17 protein-coding genes and 2 tRNA genes are annotated in these 17,299 nt (G+C 71.7%); 13 read left to right on the forward strand and 6 right to left on the reverse strand.

Annotation, left to right across the window (positions count from 1 at the left end; all coding sequences use genetic code 11):
• Window positions 1-116 precede the first annotated feature (116 nt).
• The 4 genes from CV755_RS28610 to CV755_RS28625 all read left to right on the forward strand — a co-directional run bounded on the left by CV755_RS28610 (window position 117) and on the right by CV755_RS28625 (window position 1,544).
• Window positions 117-425, forward strand: a complete 309-nt coding sequence (locus CV755_RS28610) for a hypothetical protein (RefSeq protein WP_241561429.1) — start codon at window positions 117-119, stop codon at window positions 423-425.
• A 129-nt stretch (window positions 426-554) separates the two neighbouring features.
• Window positions 555-914, forward strand: coding sequence for a WhiB family transcriptional regulator (locus tag CV755_RS28615; protein WP_109283140.1), 360 nt, complete (start codon window positions 555-557; stop codon window positions 912-914).
• Window positions 911-1,237 (forward strand): hypothetical protein, encoded by a 327-nt coding sequence (locus CV755_RS28620; RefSeq protein ID WP_109283141.1) that lies wholly within the window; start codon window positions 911-913, stop codon window positions 1,235-1,237. The genes CV755_RS28615 and CV755_RS28620 overlap by 4 nt, the downstream gene beginning before the upstream one ends.
• Before the next feature lie 97 nt (window positions 1,238-1,334).
• Window positions 1,335-1,544, forward strand: a complete 210-nt coding sequence (locus tag CV755_RS28625) for a hypothetical protein (protein WP_109283142.1) — start codon at window positions 1,335-1,337, stop codon at window positions 1,542-1,544.
• Between the two features lie 27 nt (window positions 1,545-1,571).
• Here CV755_RS28625 and CV755_RS28630 read toward each other — a convergent pair whose 3' ends face one another.
• A complete protein-coding gene (locus CV755_RS28630) occupies window positions 1,572-2,936 on the reverse strand; it encodes an ABC1 kinase family protein (RefSeq protein ID WP_109283143.1) in 1,365 nt (454 codons plus the stop codon).
• A 42-nt stretch (window positions 2,937-2,978) separates the two neighbouring features.
• A complete protein-coding gene (locus tag CV755_RS28635) occupies window positions 2,979-4,118 on the reverse strand; it encodes a ThiF family adenylyltransferase (protein WP_109283144.1) in 1,140 nt (379 codons plus the stop codon).
• Window positions 4,119-4,455: 337 nt separating this feature from the next.
• On the opposite strand from CV755_RS28635, the gene CV755_RS28640 reads away from it, so the two are divergent.
• A complete protein-coding gene (locus CV755_RS28640) occupies window positions 4,456-5,052 on the forward strand; it encodes a M48 metallopeptidase family protein (protein ID WP_109283145.1) in 597 nt (198 codons plus the stop codon).
• 40 nt (window positions 5,053-5,092) lie between these two features.
• On the opposite strand, the gene CV755_RS28645 is transcribed toward CV755_RS28640, so the two are convergent.
• The gene (locus CV755_RS28645) at window positions 5,093-5,635 is read right to left on the reverse strand and encodes an NUDIX hydrolase (protein WP_241561430.1); all 543 of its coding nucleotides are present in this window, start codon (window positions 5,633-5,635) and stop codon (window positions 5,093-5,095) included.
• Window positions 5,632-7,116: a zinc-dependent metalloprotease gene (locus CV755_RS28650; protein WP_109283146.1), complete on the reverse strand. Its 1,485-nt coding sequence runs from the start codon at window positions 7,114-7,116 to the stop codon at window positions 5,632-5,634. The genes CV755_RS28645 and CV755_RS28650 overlap by 4 nt, the downstream gene beginning before the upstream one ends.
• A gap of 204 nt (window positions 7,117-7,320) precedes the next feature.
• On the opposite strand from CV755_RS28650, the gene CV755_RS28655 reads away from it, so the two are divergent.
• The 4 genes from CV755_RS28655 to CV755_RS28670 all read left to right on the forward strand — a co-directional run bounded on the left by CV755_RS28655 (window position 7,321) and on the right by CV755_RS28670 (window position 10,578).
• Window positions 7,321-8,445, forward strand: coding sequence for an SDR family oxidoreductase (locus tag CV755_RS28655; protein WP_109283147.1), 1,125 nt, complete (start codon window positions 7,321-7,323; stop codon window positions 8,443-8,445).
• 101 nt (window positions 8,446-8,546) lie between these two features.
• Window positions 8,547-9,005: a molybdenum cofactor biosynthesis protein MoaE gene (locus tag CV755_RS28660; RefSeq protein ID WP_241561431.1), complete on the forward strand. Its 459-nt coding sequence runs from the start codon at window positions 8,547-8,549 to the stop codon at window positions 9,003-9,005.
• 213 nt (window positions 9,006-9,218) lie between these two features.
• Entirely contained in the window at window positions 9,219-9,410 is a 192-nt protein-coding gene (locus CV755_RS28665; protein ID WP_109283149.1) for a hypothetical protein, read from the forward strand.
• Window positions 9,411-9,489: 79 nt separating this feature from the next.
• Window positions 9,490-10,578 carry a YlbL family protein gene (locus CV755_RS28670; RefSeq protein WP_109283150.1) on the forward strand — a complete coding sequence of 363 codons (1,089 nt, stop codon included), beginning with the start codon at window positions 9,490-9,492 and terminating at the stop codon, window positions 10,576-10,578.
• 119 nt (window positions 10,579-10,697) lie between these two features.
• Here the strand turns inward: CV755_RS28670 and CV755_RS28675 are convergent, their stop codons facing one another.
• On the reverse strand, window positions 10,698-11,282 hold the full coding sequence (locus CV755_RS28675; RefSeq protein ID WP_109283151.1) for a PPA1309 family protein: 585 nt from the start codon (window positions 11,280-11,282) through the stop codon (window positions 10,698-10,700).
• 144 nt (window positions 11,283-11,426) lie between these two features.
• Between CV755_RS28675 and CV755_RS28680 the strand changes: the two genes are divergently transcribed.
• The 4 genes from CV755_RS28680 to CV755_RS28695 all read left to right on the forward strand — a co-directional run bounded on the left by CV755_RS28680 (window position 11,427) and on the right by CV755_RS28695 (window position 16,741).
• Window positions 11,427-14,309: a UPF0182 family membrane protein gene (locus tag CV755_RS28680; RefSeq protein WP_109283152.1), complete on the forward strand. Its 2,883-nt coding sequence runs from the start codon at window positions 11,427-11,429 to the stop codon at window positions 14,307-14,309.
• A gap of 51 nt (window positions 14,310-14,360) precedes the next feature.
• Window positions 14,361-14,434: transfer RNA gene (locus CV755_RS28685), tRNA-Met, on the forward strand.
• Between the two features lie 347 nt (window positions 14,435-14,781).
• Window positions 14,782-16,590 carry a tetratricopeptide repeat protein gene (locus CV755_RS28690; protein WP_422070610.1) on the forward strand — a complete coding sequence of 603 codons (1,809 nt, stop codon included), beginning with the start codon at window positions 14,782-14,784 and terminating at the stop codon, window positions 16,588-16,590.
• Window positions 16,591-16,667: 77 nt separating this feature from the next.
• Window positions 16,668-16,741: transfer RNA gene (locus tag CV755_RS28695), tRNA-Met, on the forward strand.
• Window positions 16,742-16,803: 62 nt separating this feature from the next.
• Here CV755_RS28695 and CV755_RS28700 read toward each other — a convergent pair.
• Window positions 16,804-17,220 (reverse strand): Fur family transcriptional regulator, encoded by a 417-nt coding sequence (locus CV755_RS28700; protein WP_109283154.1) that lies wholly within the window; start codon window positions 17,218-17,220, stop codon window positions 16,804-16,806.
• Between the last annotated feature and the right edge of the window lie 79 nt (window positions 17,221-17,299).

Here is a 17,299-nt window from a genome sequence, read left to right on the forward strand (position 1 = left end):
AGCCTTCCGAACACGGGAACACACGGTTCTTCCGGGAGCCGTTGGTTCCGTGCTGTACTCAACCGAATCCGACGGACTCCGGTCCGTCCCCGAGACGCCGAGAGGAGGCGAGACCAGTGATCAGCTTCATCATTCCGAACAAAATGACCGATCGCCCGGTCTTCGCCATGCTTCCGCTCGGCGCCGCCATCCGTCCCGTTTCCGTTTCGGTCAACGGCACCGGTATGTCCGCCGTCGTCCCGTCCCTGGTCAATGAGCGACCGACCAAGGCGTCTGCGGTAGTGGCAGCGGCAGCCGAAGCGGCACTCGCCCCGGCGAGCGCCCTCGCGCCGAAGACCGAAGGCGCCGGATCCCTGAAGCGGCAGTACCAGCACCACTCGCAGTGGGCCTTCCGTGGGCTCGAACCCTGGAGAGATCCAGCCTGATCGCGTGATCAGGTCGGCACCTTCCAGGGCCGCGGAACCCACACCGGGATCCGCGGCCCTTTTGTTTGTCCCCAAGCCGGGGACGCCAGCCCGGCCACCAGCCGGAACGACAGACGAGGAAAAGAAACCGTGCAACTCAGGACGCACACCCCGTCAGCCACCGACTTGATCCCCCCGCCCGTCCCCACGGAGGACAACTTGACTTCCCTCACCGCCCTGACCGACCTCGACGACGCGATCGAGAACCTGGGCGTGGCCGTTCCCTGCCGCAGCAACGACCCCGAGGTCTTCTTCGCCGAGTCCCCGGCGGACGTGGAGTACGCCAAGTCCCTCTGCCAGGCCTGCCCGTTGAAGGAAGCCTGCCTGGCCGGCGCCAAGGACCGCCGGGAGCCCTGGGGCGTCTGGGGTGGCGAACTCTTCGTCCAGGGCGTGGTGGTGGCCCGCAAGCGACCCCGCGGCCGCCCGCGCAAGAACGCGGTCGTCGCATGAACACCCTCGGCACCATCGACCGCCCCCTGACGCACGACCCCAAGAAGCAGGATCCGACCATGCAGCGCCCGATCTCCGAGCCCTTTGGCTCCGACTCCTTCGCCCGAGACGCCTCCGGCGCGACCGCCTCGCGCCAGAACAGGAACCTTGAAATGCAACTGATCCCAGAAGTCCTGGCCCGTGCCCAAATGCACGACCGGCTGCGCGAGGCCGAAAGCGAGCGCCTGGCCTGGCGCCTGGTCACCGCCCGGCGGATGCAGCGCCGGGCCGAGCGCGCCTCGCTGCGCGCCCGCCGGGCCCTGGCCATGGCCGTGATGCACTGAGGCCACACCTGCGGTGGGCCGGTCCGAACGGACCGGCCCCCCGGTGTTCGGGTGCGTTGTCCGCCGGCCGGGCCGCCCACGGGGATATCGTCTCCGGGTGGACCAGAAGACGCCTGACCCAGCGCAGTTGGACCCTGAGGCCACCGGGAAAACCGTGTGTGCCCGATGCGGCATCACCGCCGCCGGCGGCACACCGCCCACCTGGACCTGCTCCATGGAGAACGGCAGCCGCCGCTACTTCTGCGACGACTGCGCCCGGGCCAACCTCAGAGCGATCGAAGGCCGGCTCGACTCCTCCTGGTGGTAGGGCCCGCGGGACCCGGGCCCCGCCCGCTCAGGCGGGAGCCTCCTGGCTGAGACTGCCCGCCGCGAACCCCGGAACCCACGCCTCCATCTCATCCCGCAGCCGCACCGTCGCGCCGAGCTGGCACAGCACCCCGATGGTGCTGGTGGTCACCCGGTGGATCAGCAAATACGAGGGCGGCAGGTTGAGCTGACGGGCCAACTGATAGGCGGGGGACCGGGGATCGGCGATCCGCGCCGCCTGGGCCCGCATCCAGTCCCGGCTGAAGGTGAACTCCGCAGTCCGCGCCGGCTCGATGATCGGCAGCAGATAGTCCAGCACCGCGCCCGGATCCAGCTCTGTCCCCGGCTTGACGAAGCCCTCCGCACACAGCAGTTGGAGCACCTCCTCCGCCTCGCCGTCCAGCGCCAGCCGCAGCGCGGTGCCGATCTCCGGCGGCAGCCCCTGCGGCAGCCGGTCCACGGTGCCGAAGTCCAGCACCCCCAACCGCCATCTCTCCGGCGGGCCGTCGGGGGAGTCACCGGTCAGCAGCCGGAAGTTGCCCGGATGCGGATCGGCGTGCAGCAGCCCGGTACGTGCCGCGCCCGAGAAGAGGAAGCGCGCCAGCAACTGCCCCGCCCGGTCCCGCTGCTCCTGGCTGCCCTTGGCTATCACCTCGGACAGCGGCGTGCCCTCCAGCCACTCGGTCACCAGCACCTGATCGCTCTGGTGCACCACCTCGGGCACTGTCACATCCGGATCCCCGGCGAACTCCCGGGCATGCTCCCGCTGGGCCCGCGCCTCCAGCTCATAGTCCAGCTCCTCCGACACCCGGTCGCGCAGCTCGGAGATCAGCGGCTTGATGTCCATCCCCGGCACCAGCGGCCCCAGCAGCTTGGCGAACCGGCCCAGTTGGGTGAGATCGGACAGCAGCGCCTCGCCCGCCCCCGGGTACTGCACCTTCACCGCGACCTGCCGCCCGTCCCGCCAGACGGCCCGGTGCACCTGCCCGATGGACGCCGCCGCGGCCGGCTTGTCCTCGAACTCCTGGAACAGATCAGGCCAGTCGGGGCCCAGCCGCTCGGCCAGCGCCGCGTGCACCGACTTCACCGGCATCGGCGGGGCCGCCTCCTGAAGCTTGGTCAGCGCCGCCCGGTAGGGGCCCGCCACTTGCTCCGGGAGCGCCGACTCAAAGACCGACAGGGCCTGACCCAGCTTCATCGCCCCGCCCTTGAGCTGGCCCAGGGTGGCGAAGAGCTGCTCGGCGGTGCGCTGCTGCAACTCCGCGGCGATCATCTCCGCCGGCCGCCCGCCGATACGTTTGCCGAGCCCCAGTGCGGTGCGTCCGGCGAACCCCAGTGGCAGCGCGGCCAACTTGGCGGTACGAGCGACCGCCTTGCGCGGTAGATCAGACATGCGCCCCTCCAACTCGCTGAACAGCCACGCCGCTGACGGCGGTTACCCGTGCATTCTCCCGCGCGGCGCTCCGGCGGCCGAGGGAAAATCCGGATCGCCGGATCCCGCCGCACCGCAGGGGCACCGCGGATGGGGTGCGATGGGACGCGAGGACCAGCCCGGACCCGGCAACGCCAGCTCCAGACGCGACCCCGCGTTCGCCCGGGACCCACCGTCGAGGAACGCCAGCGCCCACGACGCGGTCAGCCCCGCCACCACCGTGGCCAGTGCCATGTCGCAAGACGGTACCCCCGGGCGCCGGCCGGACCTCCACTGGGCGAGCATCCGGGGCCAGGCGGCGTCCCGGTCCGCCTCCGCCAGCTCCAGACAGCCCGCACAGGCCGACCGGCCGGGCAGCACCAGCGGGCCCACCACCCCGGTCGCCTCCACCACCCCCGCGTACAGATGCGGGATACCGGCGGCCAGCAGCTCCCGGGCTCCGGCCGGGTCCGGCGCCCAGACCGACAGGCCGTCCCGGGGCGTCAACAGCTGGAGCGCCAGCGGAGGTTCGGGTGGCGCCCCGCCGCCGACGGCCCGGGCCCGGGGCGGTGGCTGGGAGGCGGTCCGCCGCACCACCCGGCGCGCTGCGGCATCCCGCCGCTCTCCGGTCTGGTCCGGATCCAGCCCGCCGGGGGCCGCGTCCCAGGGCTCCACACAGCCCCCGTCCAGCACATCCACCCGGCCCACTCCGGAGGCGGAGAGCAGCGCCGCGACCATCGCCCCCACCCGGCCGGCGCCCCGCACCTGCACCCGGGCCCGCCTGCGGGCGGCCAGCAGCCCCGCGGCCGCGCCCGGCTCGGGGTGCAGCAGGGCCAGCGAGGACCGGTCCGGCCGCAGCCGGTCGGCGGCCGCGCCCATGGCACGCGGGGCGGCGGCCTCCCGGCCGGCCAGCGGATCGTCCAGGAGACCGGCCGCGGCCAGCCGCCTCACCACGGTATCGGCCCGGTCCTCCGCGAGCCCCATGGCCGCGGCCTGCTCGCGCAGCAGCGGTAGCCCCCGGGTGCCGTCCAGCAGGGAGAGAAAGGCCCCGGTCGCGGTGTCCACCGGGGAGACCACCACCGCATGCGCCCGGGTCATCCCGAACTGCACGGTGTCCCGGCTCCGCCAGGCGCGGCGCAGCGCGGGCTTGATCAGCGGATGCATGGCATCCGGCAGCCTGTCGGAGGACGGCGGGGCGGACGGCGGGGCGGACGAAGGAGTGGATGACGGAGCGGACGACGGAGCGGACGACGGAGCGGACGACGGAGTGCGCTCGCATACGGCGGTGTTCAGCATGGTTCCCCCTCAAGTGAGCGGTTCTGCCCAGGTGTTGGGCGAGTGCCGTTCGGTGGTCTTCAGCATGCGCTACCGCCGCGATTGCCGTGCCGAGTTATCCACAGGCACCTGGTATTCGTCGTACAAACGCTGGCGAGGGTCCCCTTTCTTCGCCAACCCGGCGGGCGGCGGGACTTCACCCGCTGCCAGCGGGTAACGTCGGGGCGTGCCCGTCGACCCCCTGCACAGTGCCGCAAGACCACCGCGCAGTGCCTCGCACCCGCCCGCCAAGGGCGCGGAGAGCGGCGCGGTCGAGGTCCGCCGGAGCGCGCGCCGCCGCAGAACGGTCTCCGCCTACCGCGAGGGTGACCGCACCATCGTCCTGATCCCGGCCCGGATGTCGGACGCCGAGGAGCGGCGTTGGGTGAAGGTGATGCTGGAGCGGCTGGCGGCGCAGGAGAGCAAGCGGATGCTGGGCGACGCCGAGCTGGCCGACCACGCCGCCCGGCTCTCGGAGCAGTATCTGGGCGGCCGGGCGCGGCCGGACACGGTGCGCTGGGTCACCAACCAGAACACCCGCTGGGGCTCCTGCACCCCGGCCGAGGGCAGCATCCGGCTCTCCCACCGGCTCCAGGGCATGCCGGAGTACGTGGTGGACTATGTGCTGCTGCATGAACTGGCACATCTGCTGGTGCCGGGTCATGGCCCGGACTTCTGGCGGCTGCTGGAGGCGTACCCCCGCACCGAGCGGGCCCGCGGCTATCTCGAAGGGGTGGTGGCGGCGGAGCGGCTGCCGCATCTGCCCGCCGCCCGCAGCGAGTGACCCCGGCGGACCAGGGGCCACCCGCCACCACGGCGGCCGCTCACAGCCGGGCGCGGGTGCGCTCCACCAGCCGTACCACCGACTCATCGGCCACCGAGGCCACCTCGTCATAGGCGAACCAGCGGACGTCCAGCGACTCCTCGCTGACCGCGTGCACCGCACCGGCCGGCGCCAGCGCCGCGTACTGCACATCCAAGTGCCAGGCACAGGGCGTCCGATGACGGTCCAGGCGCACCGGACCGCCGGGCAGCAGGGTCAGCCCGGCGACCCCCGACTCCTCGGTGGCCTCGCGCAGCGCGGCCGCTCCCAGGGTGGCGTCGTGAGTCTCGCAGTGGCCGCCGGTCTGCAGCCACATCCGCAGCTTGCGGTGCAGGGTGAGCAGCACCCGGCCGCCCGCCGGGTCCACCACCAGGGCACTGGCGGTGAGGTGGCCGTCCGCGCAGGGCTTGAACATCCCGTCCGGGTGGGCCTGGAGGTGATCCAGGTAGGCCAGCCGCAGCGCCTCCTGCCCGGGTTCGGCGGAGGGCGCGGACCACTCCTTGAGGACCCGCTCGGCGTCCTGGTGCAGGGCCGGCGGGATCACTCCCCGGAGTCCTTGCCCTGGTCCTCCTGGCCCTTGCCCTGCTCCTCGCCCTTGGCGGAGTCCTGGGCGGAGTCCTCGCCCTTGGCGGGCTCCCCGGGCTTCGGCCGGCCGCCGCCCGCCGCCTCGCCCAGCATCTTGTCCAGCTCGGAGAAGTCCAGGTGCTCGCGGTGGACAAAGCCGTCCGGGTCGTCCAGGTCGGCGGCGGTGGGCAGCATGTCGGGGTGCTCCCACAGGGCGTCGCGGCCCTCGGCGCCACGGGCGTCGGTGAGCGAGGCCCACAGCCGGGAGGCGTCGCGCAGCCGGCGCGGGCGCAGCTCCAGGCCGATCAGGGTGGCGAAGGTCTGCTCCGCGGGGCCGCCACTGGCCCGGCGGCGGCGCAGGGTCTCCCGCAGGGCGCCGGCGGACGGCAGATGGGGCTCGGCGGCGGCGTGCACCACCGCGTCCACCCAGCCCTCGACCAGGGCCAGCGCGGTCTCCAGCCGGGCCAGCGCGGCCTTCTGCTCGGGGGAGTCCTCGGGCTGGAACATGCCCTGCTGCAGGGCCTCCTGCAACTGCTCGGGGCGCGAGGGATCGAGCTGGCCGACCGCGTCCTCCAGCTTGGCGGTGTCCACCTTGATGCCGCGGGCATAGCCCTCCACGGCGCCGAACAGATGCGAGCGCAGCCAGGGCACATGGGCGAACAGCCGCTGGTGGGCAGCCTCGCGCAGGGCCAGGTAGAGCCGTACCTCGTCCTTGGGCACGCCCAGGCCGGAGCCCAGGGCGTCGATGTTCACCGGCAGCAGGGCGGCCTTGCCGGCCGGGCCCAGCGGCAGGCCGATGTCGGTGGAGCCGACCACCTCGCCCGCCAGCACGCCCACCGCCTGGCCGATCTGGGTGCCGAACATGGCGCCGCCCATGGAGCGCATCATCCCCAGCAGCGGGCCCGCCATGGCCTGCATCTCCTCGGGCAGCACCCCGCCCATGGCCGCGCCGACCCGCTCGGCGACCGGGTCCACCAGCTCCTTCCAGACCGGAACGGTGGCCTCCACCCACTCCGCGCGGCTCCAGGCGACCGCCGAGGCGGAGCCGGAGGGCAGCGAGGTGACGCCGTCCAGCCACAGGTCCGCCAGGCGCACCGCCTCCTCCACCGCGGCCCGCTCGGCGGCCGTGACGCTGGAGTCCTTGGTGCCGTCGGCGGTGCCCTGGGCGACCGTCTGACGGGCGATGTCCTTGGCCATGTCCCAGTTCACCGGGCCGCCCTCGTAGGAGAGCATCTGCCCGAGCTGCTGGAAGGCGGCGCCCAGATCGGCGGGGTTCATCGAGCCGAACATCGCGGCGAAGGGGTTCTCCCCGCCGCCGGCGCCCGCCCCGAAGCCGAAGGGATTCGCGGGGCCCTGTCCGCGGCCGCCGCCGCCACCCTGGTCACCGCCCTTCTTCTTGCCGTTGTCGCCGTCCTCCGGCTCCTCCGGCGGAAGACCGAATCCGAATGGGGTGTCACTCACGGGTTTCCTCGGCTCGTAGGGCCGCCGGCCCCGGGCCGACGGCGAATGCCCGACAACACCACCCAGCGTAGACACCTCCTCCGGTTCCGGGCTTGGTGCTTCCCCGTCCCGGGGGCTGCGGCAGGATGGACGTCACCTGGTACGTACGGTTCATGACACTGGTGATGGCGCGTACGCACTGAAGACAACCGCTGGAGACGCCCGGTGAGTTCCCCCGACCGAGAAGTTCGCGCAGCGCGAAACGGTTCCGCGCGAGACAGTACGAGCCTGCCCGGCCGACGGCCCGTGGTCGCCGTGACCGGTGCTGCGCAGGGCGTGGGCGCGCTGCTCACGCGCCGCCTGGCCGCGTCCGAGGACATCAAGCATGTGATCGCCATCGATGAGCGGCGCGGTGAGGTGACCGAGGCGCAGTGGCATGTCCTGGACGTCCGGGACCCGGCCATCGCGGAGAAGCTGCGCGGCGCGGATGTGGTGGTGCACCTGGCGCTGGACCTCGACCTGGAGACCGATCCGGCCGCCCGTACCGCCTACAACGTCCGCGGCACCCAGACCGTGCTGACCGCGGCCGCCGCGGCCGGGGTGCACCGGGTGGTGCTGTGCACCTCGGCGATGGTCTACGGGGCGCACCCGGACAACGATGTCCCGCTGGCCGAGGACGCCGAGCTGCGGGCCACCGCCGAGGCCACCGGGGTCGGCGATCTGCTGGAGATCGAGCGGCTGGCCCGGCGGGCGCCACGGGCGCACCCCGGGCTCAATGTGACAGTGCTGCGGCCGGCCGTCCTGGTCGGCGGCACCGACACCGCGCTGACCCGGTACTTCGAGTCGCCGCGTCTGCTGGTGGTGGCCGGTTCCCGGCCCGCCTGGCAGTTCTGTCATGTGGACGACCTGGTCAGCGCGCTGGAGTTCGCCGCCCTGGAGAAGGCGGAGGGCGAGCTGGCGGTGGGCTGCGACGGCTGGCTGGAGCAGGAGGAGGTCGAGGAGCTCAGCGGGATCCGGCGGATGGAGCTGCCCTCGGCGGTGGCGCTGGGCGCCGCCTCCCGGCTGCACCGGCTGGGGCTGACCCCCTCCCCGGCCGGGGACCTGGCCTACACCATGCACCCCTGGGTGGTCAGCGGGCACCGGCTGCACGACGCGGGCTGGCGGCCGCGCTGGACCAATGAGGAGGTACTGGCCGAGCTGCTGGAGGAGGTGGCCGGACGGCACACGGTCGCCGGGCGCCGGCTGGGGCGCAAGGACGCCACCGCCGCGGGCGCGGCGGGTGCGACGGTCGCCCTGCTGGGTACGGCCGCGCTGGTGCGCAGGGCGCGCAAGGCCCGCCGCCGGGCGTAGGCCGGTGCCACACGCCTTGGCGGAACCTCCGGACGCCGGGCGGCCAAGCGGTAGGGACGCCCGGGGCGGGGCAGGATCCGGGGTACGGCACGATGGACGTCATGGCACGCACTGAGGACCACCCCGGCGAACTGGCCGCCCCGGAGCCCGTCCGGCTGCTGGCGATCCGCGACACCCCGCTGTCCGTGGACGAGGTGTTCACCGCCGTCGGCGACGATGCGGCGGGCGGCACCGTGCTCTTCGTGGGCACCGTCCGGGACCACGACGGCGGCGCGGACGTCGCCGGGCTCGGCTACTCGGCACACCCGTCCGCCGAGGCCGAGCTGCGGCGGGTCGCCGAGAAGGTGGCGGCGGACTTCCCGGTCCGGGCGCTGGCCGCGGTGCACCGGGTGGGGGAGCTGACGGTCGGCGACCTGGCGGTGGTGGTGGCGGTGTCCTGCCCGCACCGGGCGGAGGCGTTCGAGGCGTGCCGACGGCTGATCGACGACCTCAAGCGTGAGGTGCCGCTGTGGAAGCATCAGCGGTTTTCGGACGGTACGGAGGAGTGGGTCGGCGCGTAGCGCCGTCCTTGGGGGGTGGTGGCCGGGCGACGGGCGGGAGGGTGGGGATTTAGGGCGTTTGGGGGTTTCGGGGGGCTTTGGGGTTTGAGGGGGCTTTGCTCGGACGGTTCGCCTCCGGTTGCGTAACCGGTCCCCTGACGGGAGCGTTGAGTCGGCAGGCTATTAATCTGCTCATCGGTCAGTTAACGGTGTGTCAAGGGGTCGGAGGCCGGTATGGCGGCGCTCGCGTGGTTGCTGATTCCGGTTGTCGCGGCCGCCGCGGCGGCGCTGTGGGGAAGCTGGGCGGCCCGCAACCGCAAGGCCGGCGATGTCGCGGAGCTGGCGGGGTACGAGAAGTTCCGTGAGGCGATGGAGCGCTCGGATTCCGGGTCGGGCTCGGCCCAGCCCCCCTCTTCGGCCGCCTGACCGGCCACGATGGCCTCCGGCTGCCCCGGACGGACCGCCCCGGGAGTGGACTGTCGGACCGGTCCCGTACTGTCGTTCCATGCCCCGCCGCACCGCGACGATGCTCGCCTCCCTGCTGACGCTGATCGCGCTCCTCTGCGCAGGTGTGCTGATCCCCGTGCCCTACTCGGAGATGTCCCCCGGGCCCACGGTCAACACCCTGGGCGACCACGGCGGCGAGCCGGTGCTGCAGATCTCCGGCCATGAGACGTACCAGAACAGCGGCCACCTCAATATGACCACGGTGCGGGTCACCGGCTCGCAGTACCGGATGAACCTGATAGAAGCGCTCTACGGCTGGCTGGACAACGACTATCTGGTGGTGCCGCACAGCACGCTCTATCCGGACGACAAGTCGCCGGACGAGCTGAACCAGGAGACCGCCGAGGAGTTCAGCCAGTCCCAGGAGAGCGCCAAGGTGGCGGCGCTCAGGCATCTGCACTTCCCGGTGGGCAGCCGGGTGGTGGTCTCCACCGTGGTCAAGGCCAGCCCGGCGGAGGGCCGGCTGCACGCGGGCGATGTGATCAAGGCGGTGGACGGCACCGAGGTCAAGCAGCCCGGTGATGTGGCCAAACTGGTGACCAAGCACCGGCCGGGGCAGCAGGTCTCCTTTCGGGTGATCCCCGCCAAGGAGGCGGCCGCGGCCGAGAAGGAGAAGCGGCAGCCCACGACGGAGAGCACCGTCACCCTGACCACCGCCGCGGCGCCGGGGGACAAGCGGGCGATCGTCGGCATCCAGGCCGGGACCGCGCACACCTTCCCCTTCTCGATCAACATCAAGCTGGCGGATGTCGGCGGGCCCAGCGCCGGGCTGATGTTCGCGCTGGGCATAGTGGACAAGCTCACCAAGGGCGGGCTGACCGGCGGCAAGTTTGTCGCCGGCACCGGCACCATCGACGACGACGGCAAGGTCGGGCCGATCGGCGGGGTGGAGATGAAGACGCTGGGGGCGCGGGCCAAGGGCGCCCGCTACTTTCTGACGCCCAAGGACAACTGCGCCGCCGCGGCCAAGGACACGCCGTCGGGACTGACCCTGGTCAAGGTCGATTCCCTGGACGATGCGTTGGCTGCGCTCGGGAAGATTCGTACGGGGGATTCGGCGGGTTTGCCGCGCTGCACGGCGAGGTGAGGGCCGGCCGGGCACCCGGCTGGGAGTGTTTCGTTGCCGGGTGCGGGCCGTCTATGGCTGGTCGCGCCCACGCGGCGCAGCCGCAGGATGCAGCTGCCCCGCGCCCCTGAGGGGGCGCCCTACTCCGCGAAGGTCGCGGCCAGGGCGTCGGCCAGGCCGGGGACCAGGTCGGGGCCGGTGAGCACCTCGGTGGGGGAGTCCTTCTCCCGCAGCCGGATCGCCGACTCCCGGGCGCCGTCCCGCAGCACCGCCACCGTCATCCGGACCTCCTGCCGCTCCGGGTGCTTGGCCACCCAGGAGGCCAGCTGCTTCTCGCTCATCCCATGCGGCACCGAGCCCTCGGCGGATGGCGGCAGCATCAGCCGCTCCACGGTCAGCGCACAGCCCACCACCGCCTCGGGCCAGGCGATGGTGCCCAGGAACTCGTCCAGCGCGGTGCCGGCGGGCAGCTCCTCCTGCTCGATGGGGGTGTAGGAGGGGGCGGCCCCGCCCTCGGCGGGCTGGTCCAGGCCGAGCTGGGCGGCCAGCGCGGGCTCCTGGGCGCGCAGCCGCGCGGTGTCCACCAGGGCGAACAGCCGGGCGGGCTGGTCCCAGCCGAGGCCGGAGGCATAGTCGTCGATCTCAAGGACGGCGCGGGTGAGCGGGCTGGCGGCCATGGGGGCGCCGGGGTCGGGGAGGCTCGAGGAGCCGGTGTTGCTGGACATGCCCAATATCGTGCCTTGCCCGGGGCCGAAAACGGGAACCGAGTAAGCCCTCGGTAAGTTGCCACACTGGGCCCTGCTATCCCCGGGTCCCGATCCACAGCTCCACCGACAGCGAACTTCGAGGTGCGCACCTTGGCTTTCCAGATGCCGGACCGCGGCGGAGGCCCCACAGGGCCACGGATAAGAGTCGGCCGGCCGCCCCGGCGCGTGAGGACCCTGCTGACCACCCTGGGTGTGCTGGCCGCGCTGGCCATGCTGTTTGTGATGTTCGCCGGGTTCTGGACCGACTGGCTCTGGTACCGCTCGGTGCACTACTCCTCGGTCTTCACCACCACCCTGGGCACCAAGATCGGGCTGTTCGCGGTCTTCGGTCTGCTGATGGCGCTGGCGGTGGGGTTCAACATCTGGCTGGCACACCGGCTGCGGCCGCCGCTGAGCGCCATGTCGGTGGAGCAGCAGAGCCTGGACCGCTACCGGATGGGCATCGCCCCGTACAAGAAGTGGGTGCTGCTGGCGGTCACTTCGCTGGTCGCCCTGGTGGCGGGCGCTTCGGCGGCGGGGCAGTGGCGCACCTGGCTGCTGTGGGTCAACGGGGTCTCCTTCGGCCAGAAAGACCCGCAGTTCCACAAGGACATCTCCTTCTACACCTTCGATCTGCCCTGGTACCGCTTCCTGTTGAGCTTCGGCTTCGCGGCGGCGGTGCTCTCCCTGATCGCCGCGGCCCTGGTGCACTACCTCTACGGCGGACTGCGGCTGACCAGCCCCGGGCATCGGGCCACCGCGGCGGCCACCGGTCATCTCTCGGTGCTGCTGGGCCTGTTCGTCCTGCTGAAGGCGGTGGCCTACTGGCTCGACCGGTACGGCCTGGCCGTCAAGTCCAGCGGTCTGAAGTCCACCGAAGGCTGGACGGGCCTGCGCTATGTGGACGCCAATGCCTTCCTGCCGGCCAAGACCATCCTGTTCATCATCGCGCTGATCTGCGCGGTGCTGTTCTTCGCGACGCTGTGGCGGCGCACCTGGCAGCTGCCGGTGATCGGCTTCGGGCTGATGGTGCTCTCGGCCATCCTGATCGGCGGGCTCTACCCGGCGATTGTGCAGAAGTTCCAGGTCCAGCCCAATGAGCAGGCCAAGGAAGCGCCGTACATCAAGAAGAACATCACCGCCACCCGCCAGGCGTATGGCATCGACGGCGCCCAGGAGAAGGACTACACCGGCGCCAGCGACCTCAAGGGCAAGGACAAGGACAAGCTGCGCGCCGCCGCCGACACCACGGCCGCGCTGCGCATCCTGGACCCCAATATCGTCTCCCCGGCCTTCCAGCAGCGGCAGCAGGGCAAGGGCTACTACCAGTTCCCCTCCACCCTGGATGTGGACCGCTATCAGGTGGACGGCAAGGAGCAGGACACCGTCATCGGACTGCGCGAGCTGAACATCAGCGGCATTCCCGAACGGAACTGGATCAACGACCACTTCAAATACACCCACGGTTACGGGGCCATTGCCGCCAAGGGCACCGACGCCGACGGCCAGGGCGAACCCGACTACCTGGAGCGTGACCTGCCCGCCGAGGGCAAGCTGGGGACGTACCAACAGCGGGTGTATTTTGGCGAGAAGACCACCCAGTACTCGATCGTGGGCGGTCCCCAGCAGGAGCTGGACTACTCCAGCGACAAGGGTGAGAAGAGCTACCGCTACCGGGGCAAGGGCGGGGTGAGCCTGTCCAGCCCGGTCAACCGCGCCGCATACGCGGTGGCCTTCGCCGAGCCGCAGATCCTCTACTCCGGTGCCATCGGCGAGGGTTCGCGGATTCTCTACAACCGCACCCCCAAGGAGCGGGTGGAGGCGGTGGCGCCCTGGCTGACCATTGACGGCGACGCCTATCCGGCGGTGATCGACCACCGCATCCAGTGGATCGTGGACGCGTACACCACCAGCAATGGCTACCCCTACGCCTCCCGCACCACTCTGGGCGATTCCACCGCCGACTCACTGACCACCGGCCAGCGGGCGGTGGTCGCCCAGCAGAACCAGGTCAACTACATCCGCAACTCGGTCAAGGCCACGGTGGACGCGTACGACGGCACCGTCACCCTCTACCAGTGGGACAAGACCGACCCGGTGCTCAAGACCTGGATGAAGGCGTTCCCGGGCACCGTGAAGCCCAAGTCGGCGATAAGCCAGGACCTGTTGGCGCATCTGCGCTATCCGCAGGACCTGTTCAAGGTGCAGCGGGAACTGCTCACCCGCTACCACGTCACCGACGCCGAGACCTTCTACACCGGCAGTGAGCGCTGGCAGGTTCCGGATGACCCCACCAATAAGTCGGGGCACGCCGTTCCGCCGTATTACCTCAGCATGAAAATGCCGGACCAGGCACAGCAGGCGTTCTCCCTGACGACCACATTCACGCCCAACAGACGGGATAATCTGGGGGCGTTCATGGCGGTGAACGCGGATGCCAAGAGCGATGACTACGGCAAGATCCGTATTCTGAAACTGCGTTCGGACCGGACGGTCTCCGGTCCGCGCCAGGTGCAGAGCCAGTTCAACAGCAACAATGAGATCGCCAGCAAGATCAATATTCTGAAGCGCGGCGACTCGGAGATCGAGTACGGAAATCTGCTGACCGTGCCGCTGGAGGACGGGCTGCTCTATGTGGAGCCGGTCTATGTGCGGGGTGCGGGCGTCAACTTCCCGCAGTTGAAGAAGGTGTTGGTCACCTATGGCGACCGCACCGCCTTCGAGGACACCCTGCCGCAGGCGCTCGATGTGGTGTTCGGTGGCAAGGGTGCCACCGCGCCCCCCAAGCCGCCGGGCACCACCCCCACCGGGCAGGACGCCACGGTCCAGCAGGCGCTGAAGGACGCCCAGGACGCCTGGGATGCCTCCCAGAAGGCCCTGGAGAACAAGGATCTGACGGCCTATGACAAGGCCCAGCGGTCCCTGAAGGACGCGCTGGACCGGGCCAGCAAGGCCGAGAAGGAGGCCGCCGCCAAGGGCGGTGGCAAGAAGGAGGGCGGCCAGTAGGCCGAGCGAGGGAGCGTCACCCCGCGACATGGTACGGTTGTGCCACAACAGCGCGGGGTGGAGCAGCTCGGTAGCTCGCTGGGCTCATAACCCAGAGGTCGCAGGTTCAAATCCTGTCCCCGCTACGGAAGGACAAGGCCCGGAGTCCACGGACTCCGGGCCTTGTCGTGCGTCCGGGCATCGGTCCAAGGGCCGGGACCATCGTTCGCATCGGGCGCCACGCTGCTCTGTGCGGGTTATGTGCGGGGCTTTTGATTAGAGTTTGGAGCGCCGTTGTGTCGGGAAGTCGGGAAGTCGACAAAACGCTGAAGTGACCTCACTGGCTGCGGTATTCCAGGTGTACGCAGGTTGCGGGAGTGCGACGATGGGACTTATGGGGGACAGGGCGAGGCTGGTGGAGACGCGTCGGCTTGTGGCTCCCCGCGCCGGGAGCGAGGACGAGCAGGACGCGTCGCCGTGCCCGGCCGAGCCCATGCCCGCCGCGGACACCTCCTGCGCCGCAGACCCGGCGGACCTCGAACTCGAGACCGCCCGCCGCCGCGCCATGGAGACCGGTGACCCGGCGGCCTTCAGCAGACTGGGCGCGCTGCTGCTGCGCCGGGGCGATCTGGACGGGGCCGAGCGCCATCTGCGCGCGGCCACCGCCGAGGGCGACCGCTCCGCCGCCAACAACCTGGGCGTACTGCTGCACCAGCGCGGCTACGCGGACGAGGCCGCCGCCTGGTGGCGGGTGGCCGCGGTGGCCGGCTCCGCCGCCGCGGCCCACGCCCTGGGCCGCTACCACCGCGAGCGCGGCGACGAGCCGGCCGCCGAGTACTGGCTGCGCCAGTCCGCCGAGTCCGGCCATGCCCTGGGCGCCTACGCCCTGGCCGATCTGCTGGAGCACCGCAGCGATGTGGGGGCCGAGCGGTGGTTCCGCTCGGCCGCCGAGCGCGGGCACCGGGAGGCGGCGTACCGCCTGGCCCGCATCCTGGACGGCCGCTCCCCGGGCAAGGTGCCCGCCAACGGCCTGGCCGCCAGCCTGGGCCCGCAGCGCAATGTGGCCGGCGGCGACACCTCGGTACGCGATCTGCGGGCCGCCGCGGCCGGCGGGCGCGAGGCGGCCGAGGCCGAGCAGTGGTACCGCCAGGCCGCCGCCCGCGGCCACCGCCGGGCCGCCCTGCACCTGGGCACCCTGCTGGAGGGGCGCGGCGAGACCGAGGAGGCCGCGCACTGGTATCTGACCTCCGCCAAGGACGGCGAGTCCCGGGCCGCCTGCGCGCTGGGCTTCCTGCTGCGCGATGCGGGCGACACCGAGAGCGCGGCCGTCTGGTGGCGGCGGGCCGCCCAGGACGGCGACGGCAACGCCGCCAATGCGCTGGGCGCCATGCACGCCGACCGGGGTGAGCCCCAGCAGGCCGAGCGCTGGTACCGCGCGGCCCTGGAGGCGGGGGACGTCAACGGCGCCTACAACCTGGCGCTGCTCTGCGCCGAGCAGGGCCGTACCGCCCAGGCCGAGCAGTGGTACCGCCGCGCCGCCTACGCCGGGCACCGGGAGGCCGCCAACGCGCTGGCCATCCTGCTGCTTCAGGGCGGTGACGCGGCGGGCGCCGAGCCGTGGTTCTCCAAGGCGGCCGAGGCGGGCAGCGTGGACGCCGCCTTCAACCTGGGCATCCTCTACACCCAGCGGCAGGACGAGCGCACCGCGCTGAAGTGGTACGAGCGGGCCGCGGCGGCCGGGCACACCGATGCCGCCCTCCAGGTGGCCCTGGTGCTCCAGCGCGAGGGGGAGGATGCGGAGGCCGAGCGCCATCTGCGGGTGGCCGCCGAGGGCGGCAGCGCGGAGGCCGCTTTCCGGCTGGCCTCGGTGCTGGAGCGGGATCCGCACCGGGACGAGGCGGCGGAGACGGAGTGCGAGCGGTGGTACCGCAAGGCCGCCGAGGACGGCCACCGGCGGGCCCAGGTCCGGCTGGGCATGCTGGTCGCCGAGCGGGGCGATGTGGTGGAGGCGGCCCGCTGGTACCGCGAGGCCGCCGAGGCCGGCAGCCGCAATGGCGCCTTCAACCTGGGGCTGCTGCTGGCCCGGGAGGGCAGCGAGCCGGAGGCCGCCATGTGGTGGGCCCGGGCCGCCGAGGCCGGGCACGGCCGGGCGGCGCTGCGGCTGGCGCTGCTGGCGGCCCGGCGCGGCGATCTGGCCGAGGGCCAGCGGTGGTGCGCGCAGGCGGTGGAGTACGGCCCGGCGGAGGTCGCCGAGCGCGCCGCACGGCTGCGGGACGCGCTCCAGCAGGAGCTCTCGGCCTGACCGGGCCGGCCTGGCTTGCCGCTCTTTGGCACTCCGTTTGCGTGACCGTCGCACGGAGGTTACAGTTGGGACATCGACGCGGGGTGGAGCAGCTCGGTAGCTCGCTGGGCTCATAACCCAGAGGTCGCAGGTTCAAATCCTGTCCCCGCTACTGAAGACGAAGGCCCGGATCCTTGAGGATCCGGGCCTTCGGCGTTTCCCGTCCTGCCCCTTCTACCCCGCCGAGCAGTCCGGGCACAGACCCCGGTAGGTCACCTCGACCGCGGAGACCTGGAAGCCGAAGCGCTCCGCGGACGGCAGCCCGGCCAGCAGATCGCCCTCGGGGTGGACATCGCGGATGGTGCCGCAGCGGGAGCACACCAGGTGCTGGTGGGCATGGTGGGCGTTGGGGTCATAGCGCTTGGCCCGGCCGTCGGTGCTCACTTCCAGGACCTCGCCCAGGGAGACCAGCTCCCCGAGGGTGTTGTAGACGGTCGCCCGGGAGATCTCCGGCAGCCGTTCGGCCGCCTTGGCGTGCACTTCGTCAGCCGTGTAGTGCACATGGTCCCCATCGAGCACCTCCGCGACCACCCGCCGCTGCGCGGTCAGCCGCCAGCCGCGTCCTCGGAGCCGTTCCAGCAGGTCACTCATGCCATTCACCCATCAATCGGATAGCTCCAGAGTAGCAGTGGGCCTTGTCCATGCATGGAACCGGTATTTGTGTCACCTT

The organism is Streptomyces orinoci, assembly GCF_003121295.1.
Taxonomy (GTDB): domain Bacteria; phylum Actinomycetota; class Actinomycetes; order Streptomycetales; family Streptomycetaceae; genus Streptomyces; species Streptomyces orinoci.

What these genes read in the sequence shown, in the direction of transcription:
- CV755_RS28665 (WP_109283149.1), top strand. Translation starts at nt 9,219, where the DNA reads ATGGCGGCGCTCGCGTGGTTGCTGATTCCGGTTGTCGCGGCCGCCGCG.
- CV755_RS28675 (WP_109283151.1), bottom strand. Translation starts at nt 11,282, where the DNA reads ATGTCCAGCAACACCGGCTCCTCGAGCCTCCCCGACCCCGGCGCCCCC.
- CV755_RS28620 (WP_109283141.1), top strand. Translation starts at nt 911, where the DNA reads ATGAACACCCTCGGCACCATCGACCGCCCCCTGACGCACGACCCCAAG.
- CV755_RS28700 (WP_109283154.1), bottom strand. Translation starts at nt 17,220, where the DNA reads ATGAGTGACCTGCTGGAACGGCTCCGAGGACGCGGCTGGCGGCTGACC.
- CV755_RS28660 (WP_241561431.1), top strand. Translation starts at nt 8,547, where the DNA reads ATGGCACGCACTGAGGACCACCCCGGCGAACTGGCCGCCCCGGAGCCC.
- CV755_RS28630 (WP_109283143.1), bottom strand. Translation starts at nt 2,936, where the DNA reads ATGTCTGATCTACCGCGCAAGGCGGTCGCTCGTACCGCCAAGTTGGCC.
- CV755_RS28635 (WP_109283144.1), bottom strand. Translation starts at nt 4,118, where the DNA reads ATGCATCCGCTGATCAAGCCCGCGCTGCGCCGCGCCTGGCGGAGCCGG.
- CV755_RS28690 (WP_422070610.1), top strand. Translation starts at nt 14,782, where the DNA reads ATGCCCGCCGCGGACACCTCCTGCGCCGCAGACCCGGCGGACCTCGAA.
- CV755_RS28670 (WP_109283150.1), top strand. Translation starts at nt 9,490, where the DNA reads ATGCCCCGCCGCACCGCGACGATGCTCGCCTCCCTGCTGACGCTGATC.
- CV755_RS28680 (WP_109283152.1), top strand. Translation starts at nt 11,427, where the DNA reads ATGCCGGACCGCGGCGGAGGCCCCACAGGGCCACGGATAAGAGTCGGC.